The sequence below is a fragment of the Peribacillus sp. NPDC096379 genome (genome assembly GCF_044762875.1).
In the GTDB taxonomy this organism is placed as follows: Bacteria; Bacillota; Bacilli; order Bacillales; family DSM-1321; genus Peribacillus.
On the sequence record NZ_JBIWFD010000007.1, the window covers coordinates 82,941 to 109,281 of the forward strand.

At 36.8% G+C, this 26,341-nt stretch carries 22 protein-coding genes, 10 tRNA genes, 1 rRNA gene and 3 pseudogenes; 2 read left to right on the top strand and 34 right to left on the bottom strand.

Features of this window, described 5'->3' with window-relative positions; genetic code table 11:
• Positions 1 to 27 precede the first annotated feature (27 nt).
• From ACIQZI_RS21845 to ACIQZI_RS21890, 10 genes and pseudogenes are all read right to left on the bottom strand, one after another.
• The gene (locus tag ACIQZI_RS21845; RefSeq protein WP_062187010.1) at positions 28 to 681 is read right to left on the bottom strand and encodes an HAD family hydrolase; all 654 of its coding nucleotides are present in this window, start codon (positions 679 to 681) and stop codon (positions 28 to 30) included.
• A gap of 274 nt (positions 682 to 955) precedes the next feature.
• Positions 956 to 2,377 (bottom strand): HAMP domain-containing sensor histidine kinase, encoded by a 1,422-nt coding sequence (locus ACIQZI_RS21850; protein WP_403077344.1) that lies wholly within the window; start codon positions 2,375 to 2,377, stop codon positions 956 to 958.
• On the bottom strand, positions 2,374 to 3,054 hold the full coding sequence (locus ACIQZI_RS21855) for a response regulator transcription factor (protein WP_403077410.1): 681 nt from the start codon (positions 3,052 to 3,054) through the stop codon (positions 2,374 to 2,376). The genes ACIQZI_RS21850 and ACIQZI_RS21855 overlap by 4 nt, the downstream gene beginning before the upstream one ends.
• 192 nt (positions 3,055 to 3,246) lie before the next feature.
• Positions 3,247 to 3,912 (bottom strand): PepSY domain-containing protein, encoded by a 666-nt coding sequence (locus ACIQZI_RS21860; protein WP_403077346.1) that lies wholly within the window; start codon positions 3,910 to 3,912, stop codon positions 3,247 to 3,249.
• 194 nt (positions 3,913 to 4,106) lie between these two features.
• Entirely contained in the window at positions 4,107 to 4,646 is a 540-nt protein-coding gene (locus ACIQZI_RS21865; protein WP_403077349.1) for a hypothetical protein, read from the bottom strand.
• Position 4,647: 1 nt separating this feature from the next.
• Complete coding sequence (locus ACIQZI_RS21870; protein WP_403077352.1) at positions 4,648 to 5,403, bottom strand: ABC transporter permease; 756 nt, start codon at positions 5,401 to 5,403, stop codon at positions 4,648 to 4,650.
• Positions 5,403 to 6,161, bottom strand: a complete 759-nt coding sequence (locus tag ACIQZI_RS21875; protein WP_403077354.1) for an ABC transporter ATP-binding protein — start codon at positions 6,159 to 6,161, stop codon at positions 5,403 to 5,405. The genes ACIQZI_RS21870 and ACIQZI_RS21875 overlap by 1 nt, the downstream gene beginning before the upstream one ends.
• Positions 6,162 to 6,333: 172 nt before the next feature.
• Positions 6,334 to 7,158 carry an undecaprenyl-diphosphate phosphatase gene (locus ACIQZI_RS21880; RefSeq protein WP_403077356.1) on the bottom strand — a complete coding sequence of 275 codons (825 nt, stop codon included), beginning with the start codon at positions 7,156 to 7,158 and terminating at the stop codon, positions 6,334 to 6,336.
• A 12-nt stretch (positions 7,159 to 7,170) separates the two neighbouring features.
• Entirely contained in the window at positions 7,171 to 7,791 is a 621-nt protein-coding gene (locus ACIQZI_RS21885) for a DedA family protein (protein WP_403077359.1), read from the bottom strand.
• 1,108 nt (positions 7,792 to 8,899) lie between these two features.
• Positions 8,900 to 9,010: pseudogene (locus ACIQZI_RS21890) on the bottom strand (5'-methylthioadenosine nucleosidase); the annotation flags it as partial.
• Between ACIQZI_RS21890 and ACIQZI_RS21895 the strand changes: the two are divergent.
• Positions 8,997 to 9,146, top strand: a pseudogene (locus tag ACIQZI_RS21895) (AraC family transcriptional regulator); the annotation flags it as partial. The pseudogenes ACIQZI_RS21890 and ACIQZI_RS21895 overlap by 14 nt on opposite strands.
• Before the next feature lie 146 nt (positions 9,147 to 9,292).
• On the opposite strand, the gene phnX reads toward ACIQZI_RS21895, so the two are convergent.
• The 7 genes and pseudogenes from phnX to ACIQZI_RS21930 all read right to left on the bottom strand — a co-directional run bounded on the left by phnX (position 9,293) and on the right by ACIQZI_RS21930 (position 16,039).
• Positions 9,293 to 10,114, bottom strand: coding sequence for a phosphonoacetaldehyde hydrolase (gene phnX / locus ACIQZI_RS21900; protein WP_403077362.1), 822 nt, complete (start codon positions 10,112 to 10,114; stop codon positions 9,293 to 9,295).
• Positions 10,111 to 11,203, bottom strand: a pseudogene (gene phnW / locus ACIQZI_RS21905) (2-aminoethylphosphonate--pyruvate transaminase). Before phnW ends, phnX begins: the two are co-directional and overlap by 4 nt.
• Before the next feature lie 119 nt (positions 11,204 to 11,322).
• Positions 11,323 to 12,165: an ABC transporter permease subunit gene (locus ACIQZI_RS21910; RefSeq protein WP_403077365.1), complete on the bottom strand. Its 843-nt coding sequence runs from the start codon at positions 12,163 to 12,165 to the stop codon at positions 11,323 to 11,325.
• Positions 12,165 to 12,950, bottom strand: coding sequence for a phosphonate ABC transporter, permease protein PhnE (gene phnE / locus ACIQZI_RS21915; protein ID WP_403077367.1), 786 nt, complete (start codon positions 12,948 to 12,950; stop codon positions 12,165 to 12,167). Before phnE ends, ACIQZI_RS21910 begins: the two co-directional genes overlap by 1 nt.
• Positions 12,951 to 12,962: 12 nt before the next feature.
• Positions 12,963 to 13,727: a phosphonate ABC transporter ATP-binding protein gene (gene phnC / locus ACIQZI_RS21920; protein WP_062187041.1), complete on the bottom strand. Its 765-nt coding sequence runs from the start codon at positions 13,725 to 13,727 to the stop codon at positions 12,963 to 12,965.
• Between the two features lie 104 nt (positions 13,728 to 13,831).
• Positions 13,832 to 14,887, bottom strand: coding sequence for a PhnD/SsuA/transferrin family substrate-binding protein (locus tag ACIQZI_RS21925; RefSeq protein ID WP_403077370.1), 1,056 nt, complete (start codon positions 14,885 to 14,887; stop codon positions 13,832 to 13,834).
• A gap of 18 nt (positions 14,888 to 14,905) precedes the next feature.
• Positions 14,906 to 16,039, bottom strand: a complete 1,134-nt coding sequence (locus tag ACIQZI_RS21930) for a phosphonoacetaldehyde reductase (protein ID WP_403077373.1) — start codon at positions 16,037 to 16,039, stop codon at positions 14,906 to 14,908.
• A 352-nt stretch (positions 16,040 to 16,391) separates the two neighbouring features.
• On the opposite strand from ACIQZI_RS21930, the gene ACIQZI_RS21935 reads away from it, so the two are divergent.
• Positions 16,392 to 17,165 (top strand): DeoR/GlpR family DNA-binding transcription regulator, encoded by a 774-nt coding sequence (locus ACIQZI_RS21935; RefSeq protein WP_403077376.1) that lies wholly within the window; start codon positions 16,392 to 16,394, stop codon positions 17,163 to 17,165.
• A 269-nt stretch (positions 17,166 to 17,434) separates the two neighbouring features.
• On the opposite strand, the gene glmS is transcribed toward ACIQZI_RS21935, so the two are convergent.
• The 17 genes from glmS to rrf form a co-directional block, all read right to left on the bottom strand.
• Complete coding sequence (gene glmS, locus ACIQZI_RS21940; protein WP_403077379.1) at positions 17,435 to 19,237, bottom strand: glutamine--fructose-6-phosphate transaminase (isomerizing); 1,803 nt, start codon at positions 19,235 to 19,237, stop codon at positions 17,435 to 17,437.
• 530 nt (positions 19,238 to 19,767) lie between these two features.
• The gene (glmM, locus tag ACIQZI_RS21945; protein ID WP_403077382.1) at positions 19,768 to 21,117 is read right to left on the bottom strand and encodes a phosphoglucosamine mutase; all 1,350 of its coding nucleotides are present in this window, start codon (positions 21,115 to 21,117) and stop codon (positions 19,768 to 19,770) included.
• A 47-nt stretch (positions 21,118 to 21,164) separates the two neighbouring features.
• Positions 21,165 to 22,511, bottom strand: a complete 1,347-nt coding sequence (locus tag ACIQZI_RS21950; protein ID WP_403077384.1) for a CdaR family protein — start codon at positions 22,509 to 22,511, stop codon at positions 21,165 to 21,167.
• Positions 22,504 to 23,325: a diadenylate cyclase CdaA gene (cdaA, locus tag ACIQZI_RS21955; protein WP_403077390.1), complete on the bottom strand. Its 822-nt coding sequence runs from the start codon at positions 23,323 to 23,325 to the stop codon at positions 22,504 to 22,506. The genes ACIQZI_RS21950 and cdaA overlap by 8 nt, the downstream gene beginning before the upstream one ends.
• Positions 23,326 to 23,504: 179 nt before the next feature.
• A complete protein-coding gene (locus ACIQZI_RS21960) occupies positions 23,505 to 24,119 on the bottom strand; it encodes a zf-HC2 domain-containing protein (RefSeq protein ID WP_062187058.1) in 615 nt (204 codons plus the stop codon).
• An 18-nt stretch (positions 24,120 to 24,137) separates the two neighbouring features.
• Complete coding sequence (gene sigW / locus ACIQZI_RS21965; RefSeq protein WP_062187060.1) at positions 24,138 to 24,701, bottom strand: RNA polymerase sigma factor SigW; 564 nt, start codon at positions 24,699 to 24,701, stop codon at positions 24,138 to 24,140.
• Positions 24,702 to 25,184: 483 nt separating this feature from the next.
• Positions 25,185 to 25,260: transfer RNA gene (locus ACIQZI_RS21970), tRNA-Ala, on the bottom strand.
• 19 nt (positions 25,261 to 25,279) lie between these two features.
• Positions 25,280 to 25,354: transfer RNA gene (locus tag ACIQZI_RS21975), tRNA-Gly, on the bottom strand.
• A gap of 8 nt (positions 25,355 to 25,362) precedes the next feature.
• A tRNA-Lys gene (locus tag ACIQZI_RS21980) sits at positions 25,363 to 25,435 on the bottom strand.
• Between the two features lie 69 nt (positions 25,436 to 25,504).
• Positions 25,505 to 25,579, bottom strand: a tRNA-Gln gene (locus ACIQZI_RS21985).
• Positions 25,580 to 25,675: 96 nt separating this feature from the next.
• Positions 25,676 to 25,759: transfer RNA gene (locus ACIQZI_RS21990), tRNA-Tyr, on the bottom strand.
• A gap of 10 nt (positions 25,760 to 25,769) precedes the next feature.
• Positions 25,770 to 25,842: transfer RNA gene (locus ACIQZI_RS21995), tRNA-Thr, on the bottom strand.
• A gap of 9 nt (positions 25,843 to 25,851) precedes the next feature.
• A tRNA-Val gene (locus ACIQZI_RS22000) sits at positions 25,852 to 25,927 on the bottom strand.
• Positions 25,928 to 25,941: 14 nt separating this feature from the next.
• Positions 25,942 to 26,016 (bottom strand) — tRNA-Glu (locus ACIQZI_RS22005).
• A gap of 37 nt (positions 26,017 to 26,053) precedes the next feature.
• Positions 26,054 to 26,126 (bottom strand) — tRNA-Thr (locus ACIQZI_RS22010).
• 1 nt (position 26,127) lies between these two features.
• Positions 26,128 to 26,202 (bottom strand) — tRNA-Asn (locus ACIQZI_RS22015).
• 45 nt (positions 26,203 to 26,247) lie between these two features.
• Positions 26,248 to 26,341, bottom strand: a 5S ribosomal RNA gene (gene rrf / locus ACIQZI_RS22020); the annotation flags it as partial.

The window sequence follows — 26,341 nt, forward strand, 5'->3', positions numbered from 1 at the left end:
TTATATTCCAGAGCCGTCCCCTTGCATCTATTGCTCAATAAGTTTTATCACATCTATCAGGCTCTTTTCCTTCATAGATGAAAGTCGTAAATGGTGATTTTCAAAAGCTAAAGCTTCCGTCACAGGATTTGGTACGATTACACACTTTAATCCAGCATTTAGAGCCGATTGAAGCCCATTTAACGAATCTTCAAATGCTACGGCTTCTGTGGCATGAATGTTTAAAACTTCGATTGCCTTTAAATACAAATCAGGCGCTGGTTTCACTTTATCAACTTCATCCCCTGTGATCATAACTTCAAAATAGTTTAACAGTCCGAGTTCACCCAAATAATGAGTGACCCACTCTTTTGTGGAACTTGAAGCAAGGGCAATCCTATATCCCAATTTTTTTGCTTCTTCTAAATAATCCTTTACACCAACACGTGCTTGGGATGTTTCCATCTTTACTTTATGTAAGCTTTTTGCTCTGGTTTCAATTTCTTCAATATTACAACTCTCCCCCAGTTGTTCTTTGAAAAACTCATGGAGTTCAGTATTATCTGTTCCGATACATTTAACAAAATGTTCAAGAGGCAAATCAGATTTATAAAAACCCATCGTTTCTTTATATGCCTCATACCAAACCGTCTCTGTGTCTAAAATTAAACCATCAAAGTCGAAAATAACAGCTTTAATCAAAATAACTTCCTCCCTATTTTTTATTTAACTGCATTCTTTACGCCAGTTATCAACTAACAATTTTAATACATACTAAAATGGCTCATAATCCCCATCTTATAGCTTAATCATTCCTGCTTCGATCTTTACAACTTCCCCTTTGTAGTGCATATTCAAAAAGGATAAAAAGAGCCAAGAAGTTCCGCGAGCGCATCGCGAGGACGAGACTTGCACAGAACGCTCGCAATTTTAACAGTATGTCATTCATGAGCGATGACACAATTCGCAAGCTTTTTTACCGGACTTTTTGAACATCCTCTTCTAGTGTAAAAGTAATCTGAACCTTCGTCCACTTCCCATACACACTATCCATTTCTATGGTCCCTTGATAAATATCCAATAACCTTTTTGCAATCGATAATCCTAATCCATTTCCACCATGTTTTCTACTTCTGGCCTTATCCACACGATAAAAGCGATTGGACACAAAAGGTAATTCTTCTTTCGGGATACCCACTCCATAATCTTTTACCTCAATCGTCAATTGCTTGCCTGTATTTCTTACATAAATCTGTATGATCTTTTCATTTGCTGAATATTTAATGGCATTGTCTAATAAAATGATCATTATTTGTTCCAGATGGCTCTTTAGAATTTTCAAGGTGAAATCCGAACTAATATCTATAGTGGAGAGTATTTCAAAATCATTATTTATTATTTTGAAATTTTCAACAATATCCACTAAAATCTCTTTTATTTTGACTTCTTCCAAGGAATTTGTGTTTGTAGTTGATTCTTCAGCTCTTGAAAGAGTCAACAACTCTGAAACAAGATAAATAAGTCTGTTGGTTTCATTTAAACTTAAATGAATAGAGCGTTCTAATACCGTTGGATTATCCTTTCCCCAACGATTTATAAGTGATAAATGCCCATGTATTATGGACAACGGTGTTTTTAGTTCATGGGATGCATCTTCTACAAATTGTTGTTGCTGCTGAAAAGACTTTTCTAAGTTATCCATTAATTCATTAAACATAATCCCTAACTCCGTCATTTCATCACGTTGTTTGTTAATTTGAACTCTTTCTTCCAAACCATTTTCTTTTATTCTTTTCATGGTTCTTATCATTGAATTAATTGGCTTTAACAGTTGAAAGGAAATAAGTCTGCCACCAAGCAGACTAAGGATCATAGCAACCAGTCCTGTTACGATAACTAACATAAATATTTGATTAATCAAACTATCAAAATTCTCCAAATTACGAACAATTTCTACTGTTCCTTTAAAGCCATTCACTTCGATTGGCCTCCTATATATCAGCAAACGATCGCCCTTCGGAGAAATTTCAACTAGTTCTTCTTTTGTCACATTTTTTGGCGCAACCCAACTCTGTGGCACTTCGTCCGAAATCGTAAATAATGGGGAATTGTTCTTCTTCACGATCCTTATCAGTTGATACTTTTCATTCAGAACGTCTAAATATTTTTCACTATCGGAAACACTTCCTAAAAAACTAGAATCCTGAATGTACGCAGTTACTTCTTCCATCTTTTTATGAATGGTTTGTTTTTCTTTATTGACTACCCAGTTCTGAATAACAAAATACTGTAAAATATTATAAGAAAAAAATAAAAAAAGCATTAAGAAGGCAGCCCATAAAGTTAATTTCCATTTAATATTGATGTTTTTTGGAATTAAATCTTTTAATTTTCTCATTCTCTCATCACATACCCCATCCCTCTCATCGTTTGAATATAACTTTCTTTATCTGCAGAATCTAATTTATTTCGAAGATGTCTTACATAAACGTCGACAACATTTGTCTCAATTTCCGCATCATAACCCCAGATAGTTTCTAGGAGAACCTCCCTTGTTAAGACACGATTAATATTTTTCATTAACATAAACAATAAGTCGTATTCCTTTTTCGTTAATTCTATCAACTGTTCACCTTTTTTTAATAATCTTGATTCAATATTCAACTCTAAATCTTGAAATGATAAAATCAAAGTAGGTACGTCATTTCGTTTTTCTTCTCTTCTCATAATGACTCTAATTCTAGCCAGTAATTCCTCAATCGCAAATGGCTTTGGGATATAATCATCAGCCCCACTATCAAGCCCTAGTACCCGGTCCATTACACTGTCCCTTGCTGTAATCATAATAATCGGAATATCCTTTACTGCTTTTAATCTTCTGCAAACTTCGATACCGTTTAACTTTGGCAACATTAAATCAAGAAGGACTACATCCCACTTTCTTGCTAATGCAAGTTCAAGACCCTCTCTTCCATCATAGGCAGCCGTTACATCGTATCCTTCATGTGTTAATTCAAGTACTATAAATTCTGATAATGCTTCTTCATCTTCAATTACTAAAATATCCAAATTTATACCCTCCAACTTGTTACTTTATTTATTTTGAATTACTTTTTGAATTTAATTAAATTGACACTACTATCTTAAACCAAAAAGAAAAGGTATGATACAAACTATATTTTTGTTGCAAGTGCACTTAATCTGTATACAAATGAACAAGTCCCACTTGCAATGCAAGCAGGACCTTTATTTTCTATTGTTAACTAATTATTCTTGATCACTATCATTTTCTGTTTCATTTTCGTCATCTGCTTCAACTTTTAGTACTTTACCTGTTTTGGCATCTACTTTTACATCGTGTTTCTTACCTTGGTCGTCGGTAATTTCCACACCATATACAACAGTTCCATCTTCATCCTCAAGTTCAGTATCCGTTACTTTGCCTTTTACCTCTTTTAATGCAATAGATGTACTCTCATTAGCTGAAATTTTGGCTTCCTTCTCTAATTGCTGCTGTTCTTGCTTATCGGAAACCCCTCCGTCTTTGTCTTCTTTCTCTTCTTTATCGGCTTTTTCATTTTCTTCATCTGCTTCTACTTTTAGCACTTTACCTGTTTTAGCATCTACTTTTACATCCTGCTTTTTCCCTTGATCGTCAGTAACTTCTATACCATAAACAACTCTTCCGTCTTCATCTTCAAGTTCTGTCTTCGTTGCTTTTCCTGCTACTTGTTTTAATGCGGCTGAAATAGCCTCTTCCTTAGTGATGGTTGCTTCTTTTTCTAATTGCTTCTGTTCTTGCTTATCTGACACCTCTACTTTACTAGTACTATCAGAGTTTGCTGCGAATGCGGAAGTGTTTAGAAGAGAACCAGCCACTCCTCCTCCAATAACGACTACTGCCAGTGCAGGTACTAAAAATGCTTTCTTCATTTGTCTTCCTCCTCAAATTGTTTTGTGGTACATCCTTACTTTAAGCCTCTACTATGAAGTGAATCTGAATAGACTTTAAAATTAGGTTAACCTTAACATGAATTTTTTTTCATTTTGATTGCTTTTCTATCACCATTTCTTCGAAAGTCTTATTTAGAAAAATTAAATCTTTATCCACAACCATATATGATCCCTTAAGCAACTCTCTTCCTTCTGTTTTTAGTGAAATGTATAATCACAAAGACCAAAATAATAAGCGGGGTTCCTATAGATACAATTTGTATAATCGTCGGATCTATTTTTGTATTACCCATTATTTCTATTGGGATTCCAACACTTGAATAAATATCCAAACTATGAGCACTTGTAGCAGTCACATATAAATAATAATTGCTGGTATAAACAAATCGAATTGGTAGTGAAATTTCCTTTGTTTCCCCGGCTTTTAATTCTTTAATCTGTTCTGGTTTATCGGCACTATAATCTTCGAGATTAACTGTCCACTTTTTTCCCATATCAGCCATAGTAATATAAACAACTAAATCTTTTATAGAATGGTTTGTATGATTCCTTACTTGTGCTTTGACCATTGTCTCTTTCCCCGGATAATCTTTCACCTGATTAGGAGAGATTATTTGGACCTCAACAGTCGGTTGTTCCATAGCAAAAGCATTTTTTCCAGTTACAACAAATCCCAAAAGTATTGCTATTATAATTGCTGCCTTTTTAAACACATTACTCCCCTCCTAAGAAGTCCATTTTTTTACTAGCATAGGATAGACAAATGATAGATATAATCAAGAAACACAAAACAGGTAAACTATCCATTAAGATTGTAAAAGTACTTAGTTTATTCACTAACCAGTCCTTCAATGTCAGCATACTTGAGGAAACAGGACTTAATGAGTCAACTAAATGGGCAAAACCTGATTTCTTCATTGTCGTTGAAAGAAACATTGGTATAGCAGTCACTAAAAACACAATAATCGATAGGAGTGTTGCATTCTTACTAGATGAAATCCATGAAGAAAAGGCTAATGACAGCAATGAAAAACTAATGACTAGCGGCAACCCTATTAGATATAAATAGGCTAGAATCGTAAACAACATATTGGTCCCATATGTGAGTGCATAAAAGTAAGGAATCGATATAATTGAGATAATCAACCAAAATGCCAAAATTCCTATTACCTTGGAAAGGATTATTTTCATCTTTGATAATGGTGTCAATAAAAGACTTTCTAAAGTCCCTTGTTCCCTTTCACCAGAAACCATTGTTGAACCTAAAATAATTGAAACTAAAATACTTATCCCAATTAACGCTTTCATAAATGTCATATTTACTTCAACTTGTGCAAGCAAACTTAGTTCCTTCACTGAGATAAAACTATAGGTTAAACCACTGAATAGAATGGAGATAGCAAAGAAGATCCAAACACCTTTTCGAGAAAGGACATGTTCCCTTATCTCCTTTTTGATTAAACTGAACATTATAGTCCCCTCCCAACTTCATCGCTTGTTAGACTAAAGAATATATCTTCTAATGTTGGATTCTCATTCCTTAAAACCAAACGATAGCCCTTAATTAATTCATCTAAATACCCTTCTTCAAGTAGTTTTCCTTTTTTTACTATGGCGACACGATTACAAATTTCTGAGATTTCTTTTAATAAGTGGGAGGTGATAAAAACTGTAACTTTCTGTTCTTTATTTAACCTAGTAATAATAGACTGTATATCTTTTTGACCTTGAGGGTCTAGGCCTAATGTAGGTTCATCAAGAAAAACAATAGATGGCTCATGGACAATTGTTTTCGCAATGCCGATCCTTTGCCTCATTCCTCGTGAATATTGCCCAATTAGAATGTCTGCTTTTTCGGACATACCTACCCACTCAAGAACTTCATCCACCCTAGACTTGACCTTATTCTTTTCAACACCATAGAGTTCAGCAAATAATTTTATATATTCTCTTCCAGACATCCAATTATAGTAACCATGCGACTCTGGCAATACCCCAATTAGTTTACTAATTGAAGCATTCTCAGACTTTACTTCTTTCCCCCAAATGGTCACGTTCCCATAACTTGGTTCAATCAACCCATTTAACATTCGAATAGTGGTCGTTTTCCCTGCACCATTTGGACCTAGAAAACCATATATATCCCCTTTATTCACCTGAAGATTCAAAGAATCAACAGCCACAAAACCATTGTCATACTGCTTTGTTAAATTTGTTGCCTTAATCATTTTAAACCCTCCTTAATGCCCAATTTTCCAAATACAATCTAAACATACTGAATGACTATGAATCTCTTTTGAAGGTTAAAATAATACAAACTAAAATTCCGATGAATTTTTTTTCATAATCCACAAAATAAAAACTCCACCTTTAAGTGGAGTAGCCAAAAATCAAATTTCATTACCCAAAAATAATGACAGCAATGCCTACGATAAAACAATAGATTGAAAAGTAACCAAGTTTTCCTTTTTTCATAATATTAATAAACCATTTTAAAGAAAAATAGGAAGCAATTAATGAAGCAATAAAGGCTAAGGTATATGGTAGAAGAAGTTCCCCTATCCTAGGATCGTGGACTAAGTCCGAAATCGATAAGATCATTCCACCTAAACTAACTGGAATATAGAGAAAGAAAGAAAACTTAAGCGCAGTATCTCGTTTTGTCCCTAGAGCCATAGCCGAGACAATGGTTGCTCCTGAACGACTAATCCCCGGTATCAGGGCAACTGCCTGAGATAATCCAATGATGATAGAATCTTTAAGTGTTAATTCACCATCACTTTTACTACCCTTTAAATTTCGAATAAGCCAAAGCGCAATACCCGTAATGATTAAGGTAATACCAATAACTCTTACTCCTTTAAAAACCTCTGCTATTTGGTCCTGAAATAGGACACCAATAATTCCAGCAGGGACGGTACCAATAATTAGATAAAGGACAAAATAAAAGTCTTTCTTCATGCTTTGAGTTTTTTCTGAAACGACTACATACGATACACTGTTCTTTGTTAATTGGATCAAATCTGAACGATAAATAAATAACACTGCTAGTAATGAGGCGAAATTAACCAATACTTCAAAACTTAATCCGGATATTTTCAAGCCCATAAAATGTTCAAATAAAACTAGGTGACCACTCGACGAAACGGGAATAGGTTCCGTAATCCCCTGAATTAATCCTAAAAATAAATATTTTAATAGTTCAATCACATTTAATGAATCCATATACAAACACTCCTATTGGTCGCTGTTCTTTTTCATTCTCTTTTTTGCATATATTACAAATAAAATAATAAAAATTATGGCCAAAATTGCATAGGCGATGTTCGAATATATGTTCATATAATTAACGATATCATGCCACGAAGAACCAACCGCAGCGCCCACTTTAATCAAGACAACATTCCAGATCATTGTTCCAACTGTAGTAAGAAGGATAAACACCCAAAAATTCATACGTGCCATGCCTGCTGGGATGGATATCAAACTTCTTATTAGTGGGATAAATCTACAAAAGAAGACAGTCCAAACTCCGTACCTGTCAAACCATGACTGTGCCTTATCAATATCTTTTTTGGTAAGGCGTAAAAAGTGACCCCATTTATCGACAATTTTTTCAAGCCGATTCACATTAACTACCATTCCAATAGCATAAAGAATAACAGCACCTGCCACTGCCCCTGCAGTCGAGGCAACCACAACCCATAGAACGCTCATATTCGTGGTTGTGGTCATAAAACCTCCAAAAGTTAGTATGACCTCTGATGGGATAGGAGGAAAAATATTTTCTAACATAATTAAGAGAAATATCCCCATATAACCATAATTATTCATTATATCTGTAATCCAATTTTCCATAATTCAACTCTCCTTTACTAATGGAATATCTAAGTTGATTGTAAGAAAGGCAACAACTTAAAGAATTCTAGTATTCTAATTACTTATCCAATAAAACAAAGGTCGATATTAAAAGTACCAGTTAAAAATGAAAATCTTAATGGGATTATGATTAAAAATTTTTAATGTGGAATATTACTTAAACCACAATTGTAAAAAAAGCACTTTTCTTTCCATTGTTTAACTCGCTTAAATAAATCAACAAAAATACTTGTTACTTATAGTGGGTGTTCAAAAGGGATAAAAAGAGCAAAGATGTTGGAGGAATGTTCGTCTCTAGACCTGCGCGTACGCAGTAATACGTGAGTACTGGAGAGGGAGAGCTTTGATGCAATTCGCCAGCTTTTTTACCGGACTCTTTGAACTTCCTCCTATATAAGTTGGTTTATTCCATATTGTTTCTCTCTCTTGCAAATGCGGCTTTCTTTCATGAATATGATGTGACTTCAATGCGTCAATACGTTGAACTTTCCATAATACAATGGGTTCCGTTCGATCAATAATCTTATAACACCGTCTGATTTGGGATTGCTAAGTAGATTCTGTAATTTCAGATAGGAAACTTTTAATATGGGGTATTCCGTTACAACGCCCCAATCAATGCCTTTATGCTCTCATTACTCACGCTCAATCCAGAATTGCTCTAACACTCGTCCATCTGATAGCTTATCTTTCATCTAACCCGTATTTTGCGGCAAATAAAAAGAATCCATTTTGAAAAAAGATTGATCAAAATGGATTCCACATTTGAGATTAATTATTTAATTTTTATAAAAAAGTTTGATCATTTTTCAATCAGTGAACGCACCCTACTCATAGAGAAAAGACACTTTCCTTAATCCGGAAAAGCGCCCGATTGCTGAAGATCATTGCTTAAACCTTATTCAAGATAAGCACCAGTTAGTCCAATAAAAAAAGAGCTGCATAAACAGCTCTATAGTTCCTCAACTAAAGCCTTCGAAAATGGATGCACTTCTTTTACCCACAGGCAGTCGAACCCGAGATAAGAGATGGGAATCAATTATTTTTTTAATTGAAAATGGAACTGGTGCTAATCTGGTTTTCTATATTATTTGATTGACAACGTAGTTATATATTTTTTAACTACTTCATAAACATATTCTTGATTTGCTGATGCTGTATCTGGGCTGTATTTACCACCATTGGTTTTATTATTAGAATCAGAGGATGCATTCCGGGTAGGCTATGAAAGCCCTTCGCAATTCAGCCGTGAATATGCCCGCATGTTTGGTTTTCCACCTAAAGCAGATATAAAGCGCCTGAAGGAGAACTGTGACCATACGATAAACTCGTGAATTCCCTGCCTATTGGTGGGGGGGCCATTTTTTGCGTTCAGACTTAACACTAGAACGCAAAAAGACACAAAAAGCAGATAAAACCGCTCATTGTGCTTTTTTTTCTCCAAACTTCCGATTGTCCCCTTTAAGAACCGTCCCCTTGCTTATTTTGAACTTACTCCTGGCCTTTTCCCTTCAGCAATCAGAACATTGATTTTCTCAATTAGCTGTGGAAGCTCACGCATTGATTTGATCGTAAAATCAGCTCCCTTTTTCAAAAAGGATTCTTCTGTTTTAGATATGATTCCTTCTTTATCAGACTCAGATAATGCATTAAATTCATTTAAACTTAATCCCATTTCAGAGCTTCCGATGATGACACCAACCGACCAAACACCTGCATTCACTCCCTCTTTAATATCAGAAGTGGTATCTCCTACTTTTACTACCTTCCATGCTGAAGTTAGTTTCAATGCCTCCATGTTCCGATAAATCATATAAGGATAAGGTCTTCCAAGCGAATTTGTTCCATCAGGGGTAATATAAAAATCTGGACCATAGCCTTTTTTCAAAGCATTAGGAACAACGACATCCATCATTGTTTGTGTATATCCTGTTGTCGAACCAATTTTTAATCCTCGACTTCTTAAATTACTCACCGTCTCAATAACCTCTGGAATGGGGTCAGTATACTCTGCTAAGGAAGACAGGAGTGCAGGCTCAAATTCAGCATACAGGTTCTCCACATCTTGCTCATTAAATGCTTTCCCAAATTTTTCTTCCCATTCAGCAGAAATTCTTGGCATAGACAGCATGGCACGAATATGGTCAATCTTTAACAACCCCATTGGTGCTCTTGCCTCTTCCATTGACACTTCAATACCCGCATTCTTAAAAATATCAATAAATACATTTACTGGTGCAAAGCATCCAAAATCAACAGTTGTCCCAGCCCAATCAAATAGTACGCCTTCAATATTATTCATTTTGTCAACACTCCCATGTATTCTTCGATAATATTACATAATTCTTGAATATCTTCTTCATAAATCTCACCAATGTTACCAATTCGGAATGTATCTGCATCCGTTAACTTCCCTGGATAGATCACATACTCTCTCTTTCACAAATGAATAGAAGTGTTCAAAGTTGAATTGTTTGTTTGGAAATAGAAAGGTTGTAATAATAGGTGATTGTTTTTCCGCCGTAATATAGGCATGAATTCCAATACGCGCAAGTCTTTCTCTTAAAATTTGATTATTATTTTGATAGCGATTAAATCTAGCTGGAATGCCACCTTCTTCTATTAATTCATCAATCGCTTTAGAGAAGGCAGCCACTACATGTGTTGGTGACGTGTAGCGCCATTTTCCATCCTTGTCCATTTCCTTCCATTGATCATATAAATCTAATGATAAACTACGAGAATTCCCTTCACATGCTAAGAGTTTCTCAAGCTTAGCAATGACAAAGCCAAATCCAGGTACACCCTGAATACATTTATTGGCGCTGCTTATTAAATAATCAATTCCAAGGGAAGGTACATTGATTTCCATTCCACCAAAACTACTCATAGCATCGATGATTAATGTTTTCCCAAATTCCTTCGATAGTTTTGAAATCATATCGATCGGATTTAGTATTCCTGTCGTTGTTTCACAATGAACCATGATCAAATGTGTAATTTCTTGATCTTCTTCTAAAATTCCCCTTACTTCAGCTTCATTTGGATATTCATTGTATTCTACGCTATATTCCCTGAATTTAAGACCCATACATTTAGCCATTTTTACAATCCGTTCACCATATGCACCGTTTGTAATAATTAAAGCCTTATCATCATTCATTATGGTAGTAGTCATGACGGATTCAACTGCGAACGTACCACTTCCTTGTATAAGTACGACCGTATACTCCTCTTTTGAAGCACCTGCAAATTCAAGAAGCTTTGCTCTTATTTTTTGCGTAATGAATTTATAGTCATTGTCCCAAGTACAACGATCAAAGAGCATTTCCTCTTTCACAGTACTTGTCGTAGTCAAGGGCCCAGGTGTTAAAAGTTTGTAATGATCCATGGTTCTACATCCACTCCTTGCTAAACATATTGTAAAAAGAGAAGATTTCTTTGTTTTTTTACAATGTCTACATAAAAGGGAAAATATCATCAATCCATATTTTTCTCATCATCCACGAGTTAGTCAGAATTTGCTGGGAAGTAACGACTTTTCAAACGGGTTGAAAAAACTTCTAATATAAACGCAATAATGAGAATCGCATAGGTAATAAATCCAACCTCTCGCAGATCGAAATAGAAGCTAGATGCCATAAAAAGATCAAATCCTATCCCACCTGCTCCAGCTGCTGCGCCCATTGCTACGGCTACGCCGAAATTGATTTCAAAGCGCAAGAAAACCCATGACAATAAATAGGTAAAAGTAGACGGTAAGACCCCACTTTTCACGATATGCCACCAGTTGGCACCCGTTGCTTGCAGCGCTTCAAATATTCCTTTATCTACTTCTTCAAATGCCTCTGAAAATGCTTTAACTAAATAAGCGATAGAATGAAATAACATACCAAGAATTGCAGCTTCACTTCCTAGCCCAGCGGCAATCGCAAAGATTAAAACCCATAATACAGTGGGAACAGCTCGAATAATGGCAACACATACGCGAACGATTCTCGATACCCATACATTCGATAAGTTCGTTGCGGCCATCAAAGAAAGGAAAAAAGCAATAATCGCTCCTATAATTGTAGCTAAGAAGGCTAAACCCAGTGTAACCCCTACTTGATAGGTTGCTTCTCCCCAATTGAAATGACTCAATGCTGGTTCGAGAAACATCACTTTTAAGTTATTAGCTGTTTCAGTAATAGCTGAGCCTAAATCTAGCCCTGCATAGTTAAAAAAGATAAAGGCTACGATCGTCAAGATCGTCAAAAGAATCAATGTCCATCTTACTACTTGATCAACTTTGTTACCCGACCTTATATTAATACGGCCATCATTCTTTCTTCTAATATACGTTGCTTCCATTATAGAATCACCCTCCGTATATAGTTTGATATAAAATCTACAATAAGAACGGCAATGACAATACAAAATGTCACAAGTGCTACAGCATTGTAATTCAAGGTCTTATAATACACATCAAATGTATATCCAATTCCTGTAGCCGTTAATATCCCAACCAATGTTGCATTTCTAATATTCGTTTCAATCATGAACAATATCCAGCTGATCATCTGTGGTAAACATTGTGGAATGACCGCCTTACTGACAATTTGGAAATAGGTTGCACCCGTTGCTTTTAATGCTTCAACAGCACTTTGGCTAGCTTCATCTATTGATTCGATAAACGCTCTCGTTAAAAACCCTACCGTCCCAACAAATAGAGCTAAAAAACCTGTCACTGAATTTTGTCCAAAAGAAAGGAGCAAAATCAACGACCATGCAACAACTGGAATATTTCTTGATACGGATGCAATAAAACGAGCAAATACACTTAAGAAGTTATTTATTTTGGTCGTTTTCGATCCAAATAATCCTAAAAAGAGGGAAACAACTGCCGCTAATGTTGTCGCAGCAATGGACATTAAGATGGTTTCGTTTAATTTTTCTAGTATCTTTGGCAATTTGCCAAGCGACTCCTGTGTAATCATTAAGTTTGAAAAAATCCAACCTACTGCTTCAGGTATTGTCGCCATCCCATCTATGAAATTAAATTGTGTGATAGCTGATGATAAATAGGTGAGAACGATGATGATGAGAAGAAAGATTACTGCCTGCCACCTGCTTTTTCGCATCGTTTTTTCATTCACTGTCATTGCTCCTTATGCCATTATTAAGTCTTTAGTTTCTGTACCATAAATTTTGTTAATTTGTTCTTCAGAAAGTTCACTGCTCGTTCCAGAAAATACAATTTCACCTTTATTCAAACCGATGATACGATCTGAATAATTTTGCGCCACTTCAACTTGATGTAAATTCACTAAACAGGTAATGCCCATCTCCGTACTTATAGATTTTAAATGGTCCATGATAATCTTAGAGGAACTCGGATCAAGCGAAGCAATCGGCTCATCACATAGAACCAGTTTCGGTTCTTGAATAAGCGCTCTGCATATACCTACACGTTGCTGCTGACCACCGCTTAACTGGTCACAGCGTTTATAAGCATGTTCATGAATTCCTAATTTCTCTAGCAAGTAAAAGGCACGTTCTTTCTCCTCTTCCGTATATCTACCTAAAATTCCTTGCATCGTTGTTTTATACCCAAACCTGCCATGCAGCACATTCTCAATAACCGTCAAACGAGGTACGAGGTTGTAATGCTGAAAGACCATCCCAATGCTTGTTCGCAATTTGCGTAATTCCTTTTTATTCAAACTTCCTACATCGTTGTTATTAAAAATAATCTTTCCTTCATTAAATTCAACCATTCGATTCATACAACGTAACATGGTTGATTTACCAGCACCAGACGGACCAATGATCGAAACAAATTCTCCAGCTTTTATTTCAAAATTAATATTCTTTAATATTTTTATGTCTGATGTATATGATTTTCCGAGTCCCTCTACTTTTAACAATGACATGTGAATTGACTCCTTTTTATTGCTTATTTAATAAGCAAGAGTGCGCATATAAATATATGTACACTCTTACTATTTTCATTTCCACATAATGATGGGAAAGTGTATTATTTTGAAAGTTCGCGGATTGGATCATACCATTTATCTTCAACAGCAAGTAGTCTTTCTTCACCTTCTTTAGAGAATAAAGCTGTCTGTCCTGAATCTTTAGGAGCAAAGATTTTTTCATTTTTTGCAAATTCATCTGAAGTTAATAGTTGTTGAATTTTATCAAAATCCTCTTGACCGATTGTATCCATGTTCACTACGAATGGTTCATTTAATACTGGTGTAGCACTCATTAATGTAAATTCTTTACCTGTAACTGTATTAAAAGGTTCTGCAGCATCATCTTTAACGCGATAAACAGCACCGGCTGTATTCTCATCACCTTCAGCAATCTCCACATAGTCCTTCACACAAGTATCACAGAATGCCACAACATCAGCTTTACCCGATAATAAATTTACTGCGGAGCCTTGGTGAGAGTTACCAAATAATACTTGAGAGAATAATGGTCCACCTTCCATTAAATCCTCTGCCGTTAAATCTGCATACTTTTCTTGTTTTGAAAAATGAGCGATAATATTTGTGGATGGTACTTTAAATCCTGATGTTGAGCTGTTAGATACGAATGAAAACCTTGTATTTGCTATTTTATCAAGTGAAAATTCTCCATTTTCTTTGTACTTGTCTTGTTCGTCCAAATTAACCGCTAACCAGCTATAGTACTTGGCATCATCCAAAGTACCGGATTTTCCAGATTTTACTGCTATTGTTTGAACAGCAGCATTCCTCTTATTTGCTTCGACATAACTTTGTGATCCCATAAATGCAAGGTCAGCATTGTTGTTAACCATCGTTTCAATCGCAATGGCATAGTCAGTTGTTAATTGATGCTCAACTTTTTTACCTGTCGCCTCTGAAATAAGCCTGCCAATTTCTTCACGAGATGCTTTCATACTTTCACCGGACTCGTTCGGATACCAAACCATTTTAATCACATCATCCACTTTTGTATTGCCACCGTTACCAGTTTTTGCTGTATCTCCGTTGCCACCACTACATGCCGTTAACAAAACAGTGAATATTAAAAACATTAAAAATGAAAATTTAGTCTTCATTTTTTTCTCCCCTTTTCATTAATAAATAGATAGTAGAATTTGTTTGACATCTTCCTTCGTTAAAGCAACTGGGTTATTATCCATTCGGCCCTTCGTAAAGGCATTTCCGGCAATCGTTTCGATTATTTCTTCATTGGCCTTGTAATCTCTGAGTTTGCTTGAGAAACCTGATAGTTGATGGAAATGTTCGATAAGCTCTTGAATTTCGCTACAGCTGCTTACGCCAAATGCTTGGAGCAACTTATCGTTTTCAATAATAGAATCAAAATTGATTTCCATCACTTTAGCCAACGTGATGCTTGCCGCTATCCCATGGACCATTCCAAGTTCCAATGTCAGAGGATATGATATGGAATGGCATGCCGTTGTCCTTGTATTGCTAAAGGCCAGACCTGCATACAAGCTTCCCAAAGCTATTTCTTTCCTTAAAGTAACTTCAGTCGGATGATTTAATACCTTTTCAAAATGATTGACAATACTATGGATCGCCTCTAATGAATAGACTCTTGAAATTTCATTGGAGTTCTTTGACCAGTAAGCCTCAGTTGCATGACATAAAGCATCTAAAGCTGTTGAAGCCGTTAAACTTTTCGGTAATGATGCTGTTAGAGTTGGATCAATGATTGCTGTATGTGCATATAATTTTTCACTATCAACTGACATTTTCACTCCGTTAGCGCGATCCCAAATCGTTGCCCAGCAAGTAACCTCAGAACCAGTACCTGAAGTTGTAGGGATTCCAATCCATGGTACGATGTTTGGATTTTCTTTATAAAGTTTTTGTTCAATCACAGAACGTAAAGCTGAGGTAGAATCTATCTCCATATTCTTTAATGCAGATAATGATTTCGAAAGATCAAGAACACTGCCGCCACCAATTCCTACTATGCATTGATAATCAAAGTGATTAATTTGTTGAAAATAATGAAATAAATCCTCAACATCAGGATTGGAAATTTCCACTTCTAATTGTTTGACTTCAAAGCCTTCAAGACATTTATATAGGGTTTGACCGGCCTGGGATTCTGAGAAATCCCCTCCTCGAGTTAAAAGTACAATCTTGCTTAGTTGAGGATTTAGGTTATTTAATACATTCCCTATCACTTCTAAAGGAGCTATTTTAATTTTTACTGGATTGTAGTAGTTTCCCATGATTCATATCCTTTCCTTCTCACTTTTATTATTCACTATTCGCTCTTTTGCTTTTTTCACTCTTATTATTTAATATTTACTCCTTGCTATTTTTCGCGGTTTTATTTTCTAATACATTCTTCCTATTGCTGTTTTTTGCTCCATAATGCAACAATAGTTGTTTTTTTGCAGTTTTACAATTGGTTTTACGGATTATTAACGCAAAATTTACGATATTCTCACAATAAATATTTAATTTTAACTTTACATTTTGCTTTTTTTTGCATTGTTTTGCATTTTTATAATAAATGTTATGATTTAGATAGATAATAACTATCACTATTTATTGGTGAATGAGACGGAGGTAAGGGCATTGTTACAAGAACATCGCCATCAAAAAATTGAAGCCTACTTAAAGCAACAAAAAGCTGTAAAAGCTTCTGAACTTGCTACATTATTGAATGTCTCGATAGATACTGTTCGTAGAGATTTAGAAGTACTTGAAAAAAAAGGCTTATTAAAACGAGTACATGGAGGAGCTATTTTAAAGCAAAATAAAGATAATGTTCTAAACAAACTTTTTAACGAACGAGAAGTGAATCATTTAGAGAAAAAACTAGAAGTTGCCTCATTAGCAATTGAATTAATTGAAGAAGGACAAGCAATTGCTTTAAACGGTGGTACAACAACAATTGAAATTGCTAAAGTACTTGTGGAAAAGTTTAAGAGATTAACCATTATTACAAACGATCTTCGTATATTAGGTATTCTTGGAGCTAATAAAAATTTCAATGTAATCCTCACTGGTGGTTTTTATAATCCAGAGGAATATACTTTGTATGGGAAACAATGTGAAGAAGTACTTTCTCACTTTAATATTGATATTGCTTTTATCACGGTAAATGCATTATCCATTGAACATGGTTTGACAGATTTTAGAATTCATGAAGTAGGCGTTATTCAAACCATTCTTTCACGAACAAAATACAAAGTTGTAGTGGCTGATTCATCAAAATTTGAGACATCGTCTTATATTACAATTTGTCCATTAAAGAATATTGATCTTATCGTTACAGACAGCTCACTACCTTTTCATATAGCAGAGGAATATGATCGACATAACATTCGAACCCTTTCTCCAAGCTAATCAATCAAGTTATTTCATTCGGTTACCAGCATTTTTTACTCAAATACCATTTCCTTATGAATTGGACTAAATGGCACTGCTCCACCCTAGACGGTTCTCTCGGGGCGTGCCTGGCACGAAGTTCTAGTGATGACTGGTAGCAGGCAGCTTTTCCTCCAAAACAAAAAAATCCGTTCGCTTATTTTAAATATAAGCAAACGGATTTCAAACTTCCATATTTAAGCAACTTTGTTACTCACGAACAAACAATCTCATTTTTAGCTTAAACCTTATTCCACTGTAACACTTTTCGCTAAGTTACGTGGTTTATCTACGTCACATTCGCGGTGAAGTGCTGCGTAGTAGGCAATGAGTTGGAACGGTATGACAGAGACAAGAGGTGTTAATAATTCATGAACAGCAGGAATGACAAAGCGGTCATCTTCTTCTTCCAAGCCTTTCATTGAAATAATGCATGGATTTGCTCCACGGGCTACGACCTCTTTGACGTTGCCACGAATGCTCAAATTGACGGCCTCTTGAGTGGCAAGGGCAATAATCGGTGTGCCATCTTCAATCAAGGCAATGGTTCCGTGTTTTAATTCGCCGCCTGCAAATCCTTCTGCTTGGATATATGAAATTTCTTTAAGTTTCAGTGACCCTTCAAGACCAACGTAATAATCTAATGAACGCCCAATAAAGAATGCATTGCGTGTAACAGACAGATATTCACGAGCGATGGCTTCAAATTCTTCTTTCGAGTCACAAAGTGCTTCCATGGCTGTTCCGATAATCCCCAGTTCTTTTACAAGATCAAATTCGACAGACTGGTTACGGAATTTAGCTGTTACATTAGCCAAAATGGCAAGTACAGCAATTTGTGCTGTATAAGCCTTCGTTGAAGCAACAGCAATCTCAGGACCTGCATGTAATAGCAATGTGTAATCTGCTTCACGTGACAACGTGGACCCAGGAACGTTTGTAATCGCAAGAGCCTTATGTCCAAGTTCTTTAATGGCTACTAGTACGGCACGGCTATCAGCTGTTTCACCGCTCTGTGAGATAAAGATGAATAGCGGTTTTTCTGAAAGCAATGGCATATTGTAGACAAATTCAGAAGCAACATGAACTTCAACTGGAATCTTCGCCATTTTCTCAATGAATTGTTGGCCAATTAAACCTGCATGATAACTTGTTCCACATGCAACGATATAAATACGGTCCGCTTCACTCACTGCTTCAGCAATATTGTAATCAATGACCAGATTACCTTCTTCATTCTGATAAGCTTGAATGATTTTACGCATAACAGCAGGCTGCTCATCAATTTCTTTCAACATATAATGAGGGTACGTGCCTTTTTCTATATCACTTGCATCCAGTTCTGCCGTGTAAGGGGAACGAGTCATTTCTTGACCATCCAAGTTCTTAATTGTGACGTTTTCCTTCGTTACGATGACTACTTCTTTATCCATCAATTCTACGTATTGATCGGTTACTTGAATCATCGCCATCGCGTCAGAAGCCACCACATTAAAATCGTCACCTACACCAATTAGCAACGGGCTTTTATTTTTTGCAACGAAAATCGTGTCGTCATTTTGGTTATCTAGTAATGCAAGTGCATAAGATCCTTTAAGAAGCTTAAGTGTTGAAATAAAGGCAGATTCAACATCCTGTCCTTCATTGACGAATTTCTCAATAAGTTGAACGATAACTTCTGTGTCTGTATCACTGTTAAATGCTACTCCATCCAAATAGTCACGTTTCAGGATTGCATAGTTTTCGATCACTCCGTTATGAACCAATGTCAATCGTCCTGAAGTGCTTTGATGCGGGTGAGCATTCTCATGGTTTGGTACACCGTGTGTTGCCCAGCGAGTATGACCAATCCCTGTATTTGCAGCAACCGTTACATCTACAACTCCACGTAGATCTGCAATCCGCCCTTTTTCTTTAAAGACTCGCACACTTGATTCATTTTTGACCGCAATACCTGCAGAATCATAGCCTCTATATTCAAGCTTTTCTAAGCCTTTTAATAAAATTTCCTTTGCATCTCGATTACCAATATATCCAACAATTCCGCACATAATTTGTTCCTCCAGAAATCGGCAAGGGAACAAGAATGCTGGGGGGCATGCTTGCCCCCTTGTCTCTAGTTATTTTTATGTGTATTTCCGATTCTTTGTGCAGCAAGTTACCCCGCTGTTTTAAAATCGAAATTCTTGCGGCTATACACATACAGCCGGGAGGCATCCGCCGAAATATCGATAAACCTCCACCTCGTCAACTAAGCTATTTCGTCCGAGCTTAGTCCTGGCGCTTATATTTGTACTGACACAGTCCTCCTCCCATGTTTATTTCCCCATTCATGTAAAAACAGGATAATCATAACCTAAACAAGATGATCCGTCAATCATCTTGTTTAAAACTCTTGCTTTTAGAGGACGTTCAAAAAGTCCGGTAAAAATATCTGTCGAATTGCATCCAAGCTCTGTCTTCCGGTCCTCGAGACAATCGCTCTTTAAACTTCTCGGCTCTTTTTATCCTCTTTATTGAACACGCTCTTTTATAAAAATATGCATAAGAGAAATAAACGTTCCTCTTATGCATACTTGTTTCATTCTTCAAGCCCCATCTCAGCTTTCACAACAGCTACAATACGTTCTACATACTGATTACATTGTGTAGCATCAGGAGCCTCTGCCATTACACGGACTAATGGTTCTGTACCGGATGGACGAACCAAAATTCTTCCGTTACCATTCATTTCTGCTTCTACTTCAGAAATAATCTCCTGAACTTTAGCGTTTTCTGTCACACCATGCTTATCAGTGACACGGACATTTACCAATGTTTGCGGATATTTCTTCATTTCAGCAGCAAGCACAGATAATGGTTTTTTTGTCGTTTGGATAATATTAACAAGTTGTACACCCGTTAACAAACCATCCCCGGTTGTATTGTAGTCTAAGAAGATGATATGACCTGACTGTTCTCCGCCTAGGTTATACCCACCTTTCTTCATTTCTTCCACAACATAACGATCACCGACAGCGGTTTGAACACTTTTAATACCAATTTCATCTAACTTTTTATAGAAACCAAGATTACTCATAACCGTTGAAACGACCGTACCATGCTTTAATCGATTTTCTTCATTCAAGTATTTCGCACAAATATACATGATTTGATCACCATCGACAATATTTCCTTTTTCATCAATAGCAATCAGACGATCTCCATCTCCATCAAATGCTAGCCCAATGTCTGCACCCTTCTCCAATAAAAATCGTGAAAGAGCTTCGGGATGAGTAGACCCAACCCCTTCATTAATATTTAACCCGTTAGGTGAGGCACCCATTGTAGAAATATCCGCATCTAAATCGGCGAATAAGTGTGCAGCCAGTGAAGACGTGGCACCATGTGCACAGTCTAAGGCAACATGTATTCCCGTGAAATCTTCATCTACGGTTTGTTTCAAGTATTGAAGGTATTTCTGACCGCCTTCAAAATAATCATTTACATGACCTAAATCTCCCGCTACAGGACGTGGCAGTTGATCCGTTTCTAAATCAATTAACTCCTCTATCTCATGCTCTTGATCATCGGAAAGCTTGAAACCATCTGGCCCAAAAAACTTAATTCCGTTATCAGCTACTGGATTGTGTGAAGCAGAAATCATAACACCAGCTTCTGCGCTTAAGGCCTTCGTCAAGTACGAAACACCCGGTGTTGAAATAACTCCAAGACGCATGACTTCGGCTCCAATGGATAATAGCCCTGCCACTAAGGCACCTTCTAGCATATGACCAGAAATTCGGGTATCACGGCCAATTAATACTTTCGGTCGCTCCGTATTCTTGGTTAATACATAGCCACCAAATCGGCCTAGTTTAAATGCCAATTCAGGTGTTAATTCACTATTCGCGACTCCTCTAACCCCATCCGTTCCAAAATATTTTCCCATTACAATTCGCTCCTTCTTCAAATGATTCCTAATTGGAATACATCACATTATGTCTCGTCTTTTTTTATATTCGATATCGATATTGATGCCTGTTTGTTTTGCAGTTCCCAGGTTATTGAAGATGGAGCATTGACTTGAATCTCCAGATCATGCTCGCCTTCTTCCAAATCCGCAGCATTAATTGAAAGCTGTATATTGGATTCATTCACTTTTTTCAGTTCATCTTCTGATCCTTTTATAAGGATACTTGTAACACCTTTTGTTGGTGATAAAAATTCTATTTGTTTCTCAGCTGGCAATCCAATTGCTTGAATCACAATATTAGAAATGGTTTTCGTCTGTACGGTAGCTTCCTTGTCTTTTGGCTGTTCCGTTTCTTGATTGCTCGGTGGGCTTGTTTCTTCTTCTTTTTCTTTTTCTTTTTCCTTTTCTTCAACACGGTCTGTCTTAATTTTCACTGTCACCTTTTCTCTAGAAATCCTTTGAACATTATCGGGGACAGTAATTGGCAAGTCAAGTTCTTCGTCACCGACTATTTTTGATACATCGATGGGTACATTCACTACTTTTATATTTTGTAACACCGACGCTTTCCCATAAAGGACAACTTCCTTCTGTTCTGCTGTAATACTTTTTATCTCCAGACCACTTTTTACTTTACCAGTTTGTACGAGTGTAATCGGCACCGTTTTAGAAGATATATTTACTTTTAATGTATAGCGTACAGTAGCTGGCTCAATTATAACATTTAACTTATTCAAGTCTCGATCCAGTGCGCGAATGGTTGCTTGTCCATTGACAGTATCTTTTACATCTTTATTTAACTGAAGCATCGCCTTTACATAAGAAATCTGGTCAATCGTATCCTTCGCCCCTGTAATCTTCACAGTTTGTGGATGAATAACTAAGGATTCTGTCGTATAGCCATCCTTTAGATTGGCCCGATTATAATCTGGTTCTACCGAAAACTCTTCTGTTACTCGTTCTTGAACGTTCACTGTCACATATCCAGGATCAATCGTTGCTTTCAACTTTTCACTTAAATCCATGATCTTAAGTGGCACTCTTTTATCACCCATTGTAATGTCTGGATCTGAAAGGTCAATGTATACTTTAAAATCCCGTTTACTTTTTGCAGACATTAATACAGGTTTCACACCTGTTAACGTAATATCAACCGTTTCCGGTGCGCCAGTAACAACAAGGTTTTTCTGATCATAATATATTTCTACCGGTATATCTTTAATAATCTCAGTATCATTTTCCCCAGGGGTAGATGTACCTGCTTTACTGAGTTTCGAATCAGGCACAAAATTGACAGAAATAAATAAAAGAGCAGCGATTGCGAATGCAATAATTCTCGTGAACCAAATGCTGTTCATGAATTTATCCATTTTTCTTCCCCCTCAAATTCCAACGTCCTGAGGAAGCTTGCTTCGTGTCATCAACAAGCTCTTTTGTCAACATTTCCTTAAAAGTCTCAAGACTGAGCTCACGATAAATCTCTCCATTTTTCGTTACGGAGATTCCGCCGGTTTCCTCGGATACAATCACTGTAATACAGTCCGTTACTTCACTTATTCCTATCGCCGCCCTATGCCTTGTTCCAAGCTCTTTTGATATGAATGGGCTCTCTGATAGCGGCAAATAACAGGCTGCAGCTGCCAATTGATTATCCTTTAGTATAACAGCACCATCATGTAACGGAGTATTAGGTATGAATATATTGATTAATAACTCCGATGAAATATGAGATCCTAATGGAATACCTGTCTCAATGAAGTCGGTTAAACCTGTATCCTTTTCAATCGAAATCAATGCACCAATCCGCCGCTTGGCCATATAAGAGGTAGCCTTTACAATTTCCTCTACCAAGCGATCCTGCTCTTCCTCCTCTTGCACAATGCTTCTTGAGAAAAATTTCCCTCTACCTAGCTGCTCCAGCGCTCGCCTTAATTCTGGTTGAAAGATAATAATGGTAGCGAGGACTCCCCAGTCCATGACTTGCTCCATAAGCCATCCAAGCGTATTAAAGCCAAGTAAATTACTTAAACTGTGAACCACAACAATGACAAATATCCCTTTAAGCAGCTGAATTGCCTTCGTTCCTTTAATAACAACTAATAATTTATATATAACAAACCATACAAGGACAATATCGATAATATTTATGAAATAATCCAGGAAAGTAAAGTTGGATAATGACATGTTACTTCCTCCAGTCGGTGATACTCTAAATCCATGCAATGTAACACACCTTAGTATATCATTTATTTTCTAATACTACTAAAGAATGTATACCTTCTAATTGGGATACTTATCCTGAATTTCAATCATAGACAAATAAGCCCTACTTGCAAAAACAGGGCTCCATACTTGTCTTTTAGTCAGTTCTCATCCAACTGGAATAAAGCTTTGCCTGTATCCTTTATACTAAACCAAAGCCACTCAAACATTTGATCAATTACGTAGATTTGACCGGTAACATTACCTGCTGAAGCCATGTATTGCTTACCGTTTATAACTGTCACATTGCCCTTCACTTCTCCCTCAATACGAATGTCCCCATTTCTGACAATTACATCTCCGTTAACAATTTCGCCAGCAGGTACAATGACGGTCTCGTTATCAACTACCAAATTATTTTGTTTTGATACAGAGAAAGTTTCATCCTGGTTCCACGTTTGGAACAGTGATCCTGCCATTAAAATAATAAATAAAGAAGCAGCCGTTAACAATGGGTGATTTCTCATCCACCGCTTGGTACTAATATTTTTCTTTTCTTTTGGAAGACTCGCCTTTACTCGTTCTGTAAAATTGTCAGGGGCTTTAATATGCGACGTACTTTGTACTAGAGCCACCGCTTTCTTCATCTCATGAAAATACGTACGACACTCTTTACAGCCTTGTAAATGTTTTCTCAAAGATTCCTCATCTTCTGCACTGATTTCTTCATCTAAATAATTGTGCATATATTCATAAACCTCATCAGGACATTTCATTCTTTTTTCACCTTCTTTTTATAAATGACGCATTTGCTTTCTTAATGCCTCTCGACCTCTATGTATTCTCGTTTTCACCGTGCCAATTGGCAAATCCAAGATCTCACTGATTTCCTTTAAAGATAATTCCTCAATATACTTCAATACAATCGCTGATCGATATTTTTCAGGCAGTTTAAGAATTTCAGCTTGAATCGTTTCTTGCAGCTCCATCGATTCTACCTGTTCTTCTGGTAAGGCAATTTCAGCTGCAATTTGAGAATACATGTCTAAGCCATCAGTACCTGCAACTTCCGCATCTAAAAAATAATCAGGTTTCTTCTTCCTAATCCGGTCTATACATAAATTCGTAGCAATCCTGTAAATCCAAGTAGAGAATTTCATTTGAATATTAAATCGATGAATATTCACATATGCCCTTACAAAGGCTTCTTGAGCCATATCTTCAGCCTCATGACGATTGCCTAACATTCGAAAGCAAAGTTGGAAGACTTTATCCTTATATAGTTCGACAACGTCCCCAAAAGCATTTTGATCACCTTTTAATACTTCATGAATCCTTTGTTTAACAATTAACTCCATTTATTTACCCCCGCTCATGCGGCTATACGATACGTATACGAATCGCAAGCTAAAAGGTTCCAAAAACATTACTATTATTTTAACAAACTTTAACAAAATATGTTTAATTAAATCCAATAATAGAAATATAAAGGATATATATCTGTTCATAAGCAAGGGGTAAACTCTCAATAGTTGGGATCTATCAATTATTTAAAACATATCTTCTAAATTTTTGCTTACTCTACCGGTATTTCCGAACAATTTGTAATACATATACAGAAGTACGATATATTACTTTTGAAGTGTCAGCATATAAAACAAATAAACGAAGTCTAAGGCCGCATTATTAGTCTTGTTTCTTTCAATGAGTATATACTGCTTAATTACCCCATCCAGACTTATTCTTGGTTTTCTAATAAAAATGGAAGAATGGGTGCAACCAATTAAAAAAGTCTTAAACCTGGATGGCTTAAGACATAAATGTAGTGATATGTAATTAGATGGTGGAGCCTAGCGGGATCGAACCGCTGACCTCCTGCGTGCAAGGCAGGCGCTCTCCCAGCTGAGCTAAGGCCCCCCAATATGTAATCGTGACTTGGAGCGGAAGACGGGATTCGAACCCGCGACCCCAACCTTGGCAAGGTTGTATTCTACCACTGAACTACTTCCGCAATTAAAATGAGCCATGCAGGATTCGAACCTGCGACCCTCTGATTAAAAGTCAGATGCTCTACCAACTGAGCTAATGGCTCGAATAAGACTAATGAGAAGATACATCTTAATTCGTTTGATACATATTTGTATGCAATACTATTAAAAAGTGGCTGGGCTAGAAGGATTCGAACCTTCGCATGACGGAATCAAAATCCGTTGCCTTACCGCTTGGCTATAGCCCAATAAACATAACATTTTGACAAAAAAATAGGTGGTAATTATATACTTCCCTTTTAAGGATAATATATAACTGACCAACAGATAATTTCTTATAAAAATGGTGGAGGGGGGCAGATTCGAACTGCCGAACCCGAAGGAGCGGATTTACAGTCCGCCGCGTTTAGCCACTTCGCTACCCCTCCAAAAAATTGATGCCGGCAAGAGGACTTGAACCCCCAACCTACTGATTACAAGTCAGTTGCTCTACCAGTTGAGCTACACCGGCAAATGAAAATGGTGGAGGATGACGGGATCGAACCGCCGACCCTCTGCTTGTAAGGCAGATGCTCTCCCAGCTGAGCTAATCCTCCAATATGTATATATATGGTGACCCTTACGGGATTCGAACCCGTGTTACCGCCGTGAAAGGGCGGTGTCTTAACCGCTTGACCAAAGGGCCTGTATTTTTTAAAATAATGTTTAATCATCATTCAGGAAGCTCCCAAGCGGGCTCGAACCGCTGACCTCTTCCTTACCATGGAAGTGCTCTACCTGCTGAGCTATGGAAGCATGGCTCCGCAGGTAGGACTCGAACCTACGACCGTTCGGTTAACAGCCGAATGCTCTACCACTGAGCTACTGCGGAATAATATAATGTTTCCTATAAAACTCAAAATAAAAAGATAAAACAGCCTGGCAACGTCCTACTCTCACAGGGGGAGACCCCCAACTACCATCGGCGCAAAAGAGCTTAACTTCCGTGTTCGGAATGGGAACGGGTGTGA

Excerpts from the sequence above, each read along its gene's own strand:
- ACIQZI_RS21850 (WP_403077344.1), bottom strand. The coding sequence starts at position 2,377 with ATGAGAAAATTAAAAGATTTAATTCCAAAAAACATCAATATTAAATGG.
- ACIQZI_RS21860 (WP_403077346.1), bottom strand. The coding sequence starts at position 3,912 with ATGAAGAAAGCATTTTTAGTACCTGCACTGGCAGTAGTCGTTATTGGA.
- ACIQZI_RS21870 (WP_403077352.1), bottom strand. The coding sequence starts at position 5,403 with ATGTTCAGTTTAATCAAAAAGGAGATAAGGGAACATGTCCTTTCTCGA.
- ACIQZI_RS21875 (WP_403077354.1), bottom strand. The coding sequence starts at position 6,161 with ATGATTAAGGCAACAAATTTAACAAAGCAGTATGACAATGGTTTTGTG.
- ACIQZI_RS21880 (WP_403077356.1), bottom strand. The coding sequence starts at position 7,158 with ATGGATTCATTAAATGTGATTGAACTATTAAAATATTTATTTTTAGGA.
- ACIQZI_RS21885 (WP_403077359.1), bottom strand. The coding sequence starts at position 7,791 with ATGGAAAATTGGATTACAGATATAATGAATAATTATGGTTATATGGGG.
- phnX (WP_403077362.1), bottom strand. The coding sequence starts at position 10,114 with ATGAATAATATTGAAGGCGTACTATTTGATTGGGCTGGGACAACTGTT.
- ACIQZI_RS21910 (WP_403077365.1), bottom strand. The coding sequence starts at position 12,165 with ATGGAAGCAACGTATATTAGAAGAAAGAATGATGGCCGTATTAATATA.
- phnC (WP_062187041.1), bottom strand. The coding sequence starts at position 13,727 with ATGTCATTGTTAAAAGTAGAGGGACTCGGAAAATCATATACATCAGAC.
- ACIQZI_RS21925 (WP_403077370.1), bottom strand. The coding sequence starts at position 14,887 with ATGAAGACTAAATTTTCATTTTTAATGTTTTTAATATTCACTGTTTTG.
- ACIQZI_RS21930 (WP_403077373.1), bottom strand. The coding sequence starts at position 16,039 with ATGGGAAACTACTACAATCCAGTAAAAATTAAAATAGCTCCTTTAGAA.
- glmS (WP_403077379.1), bottom strand. The coding sequence starts at position 19,237 with ATGTGCGGAATTGTTGGATATATTGGTAATCGAGATGCAAAGGAAATT.
- glmM (WP_403077382.1), bottom strand. The coding sequence starts at position 21,117 with ATGGGAAAATATTTTGGAACGGATGGGGTTAGAGGAGTCGCGAATAGT.
- ACIQZI_RS21950 (WP_403077384.1), bottom strand. The coding sequence starts at position 22,511 with ATGGATAAATTCATGAACAGCATTTGGTTCACGAGAATTATTGCATTC.
- cdaA (WP_403077390.1), bottom strand. The coding sequence starts at position 23,325 with ATGTCATTATCCAACTTTACTTTCCTGGATTATTTCATAAATATTATC.
- ACIQZI_RS21960 (WP_062187058.1), bottom strand. The coding sequence starts at position 24,119 with ATGAAATGTCCTGATGAGGTTTATGAATATATGCACAATTATTTAGAT.
- sigW (WP_062187060.1), bottom strand. The coding sequence starts at position 24,701 with ATGGAGTTAATTGTTAAACAAAGGATTCATGAAGTATTAAAAGGTGAT.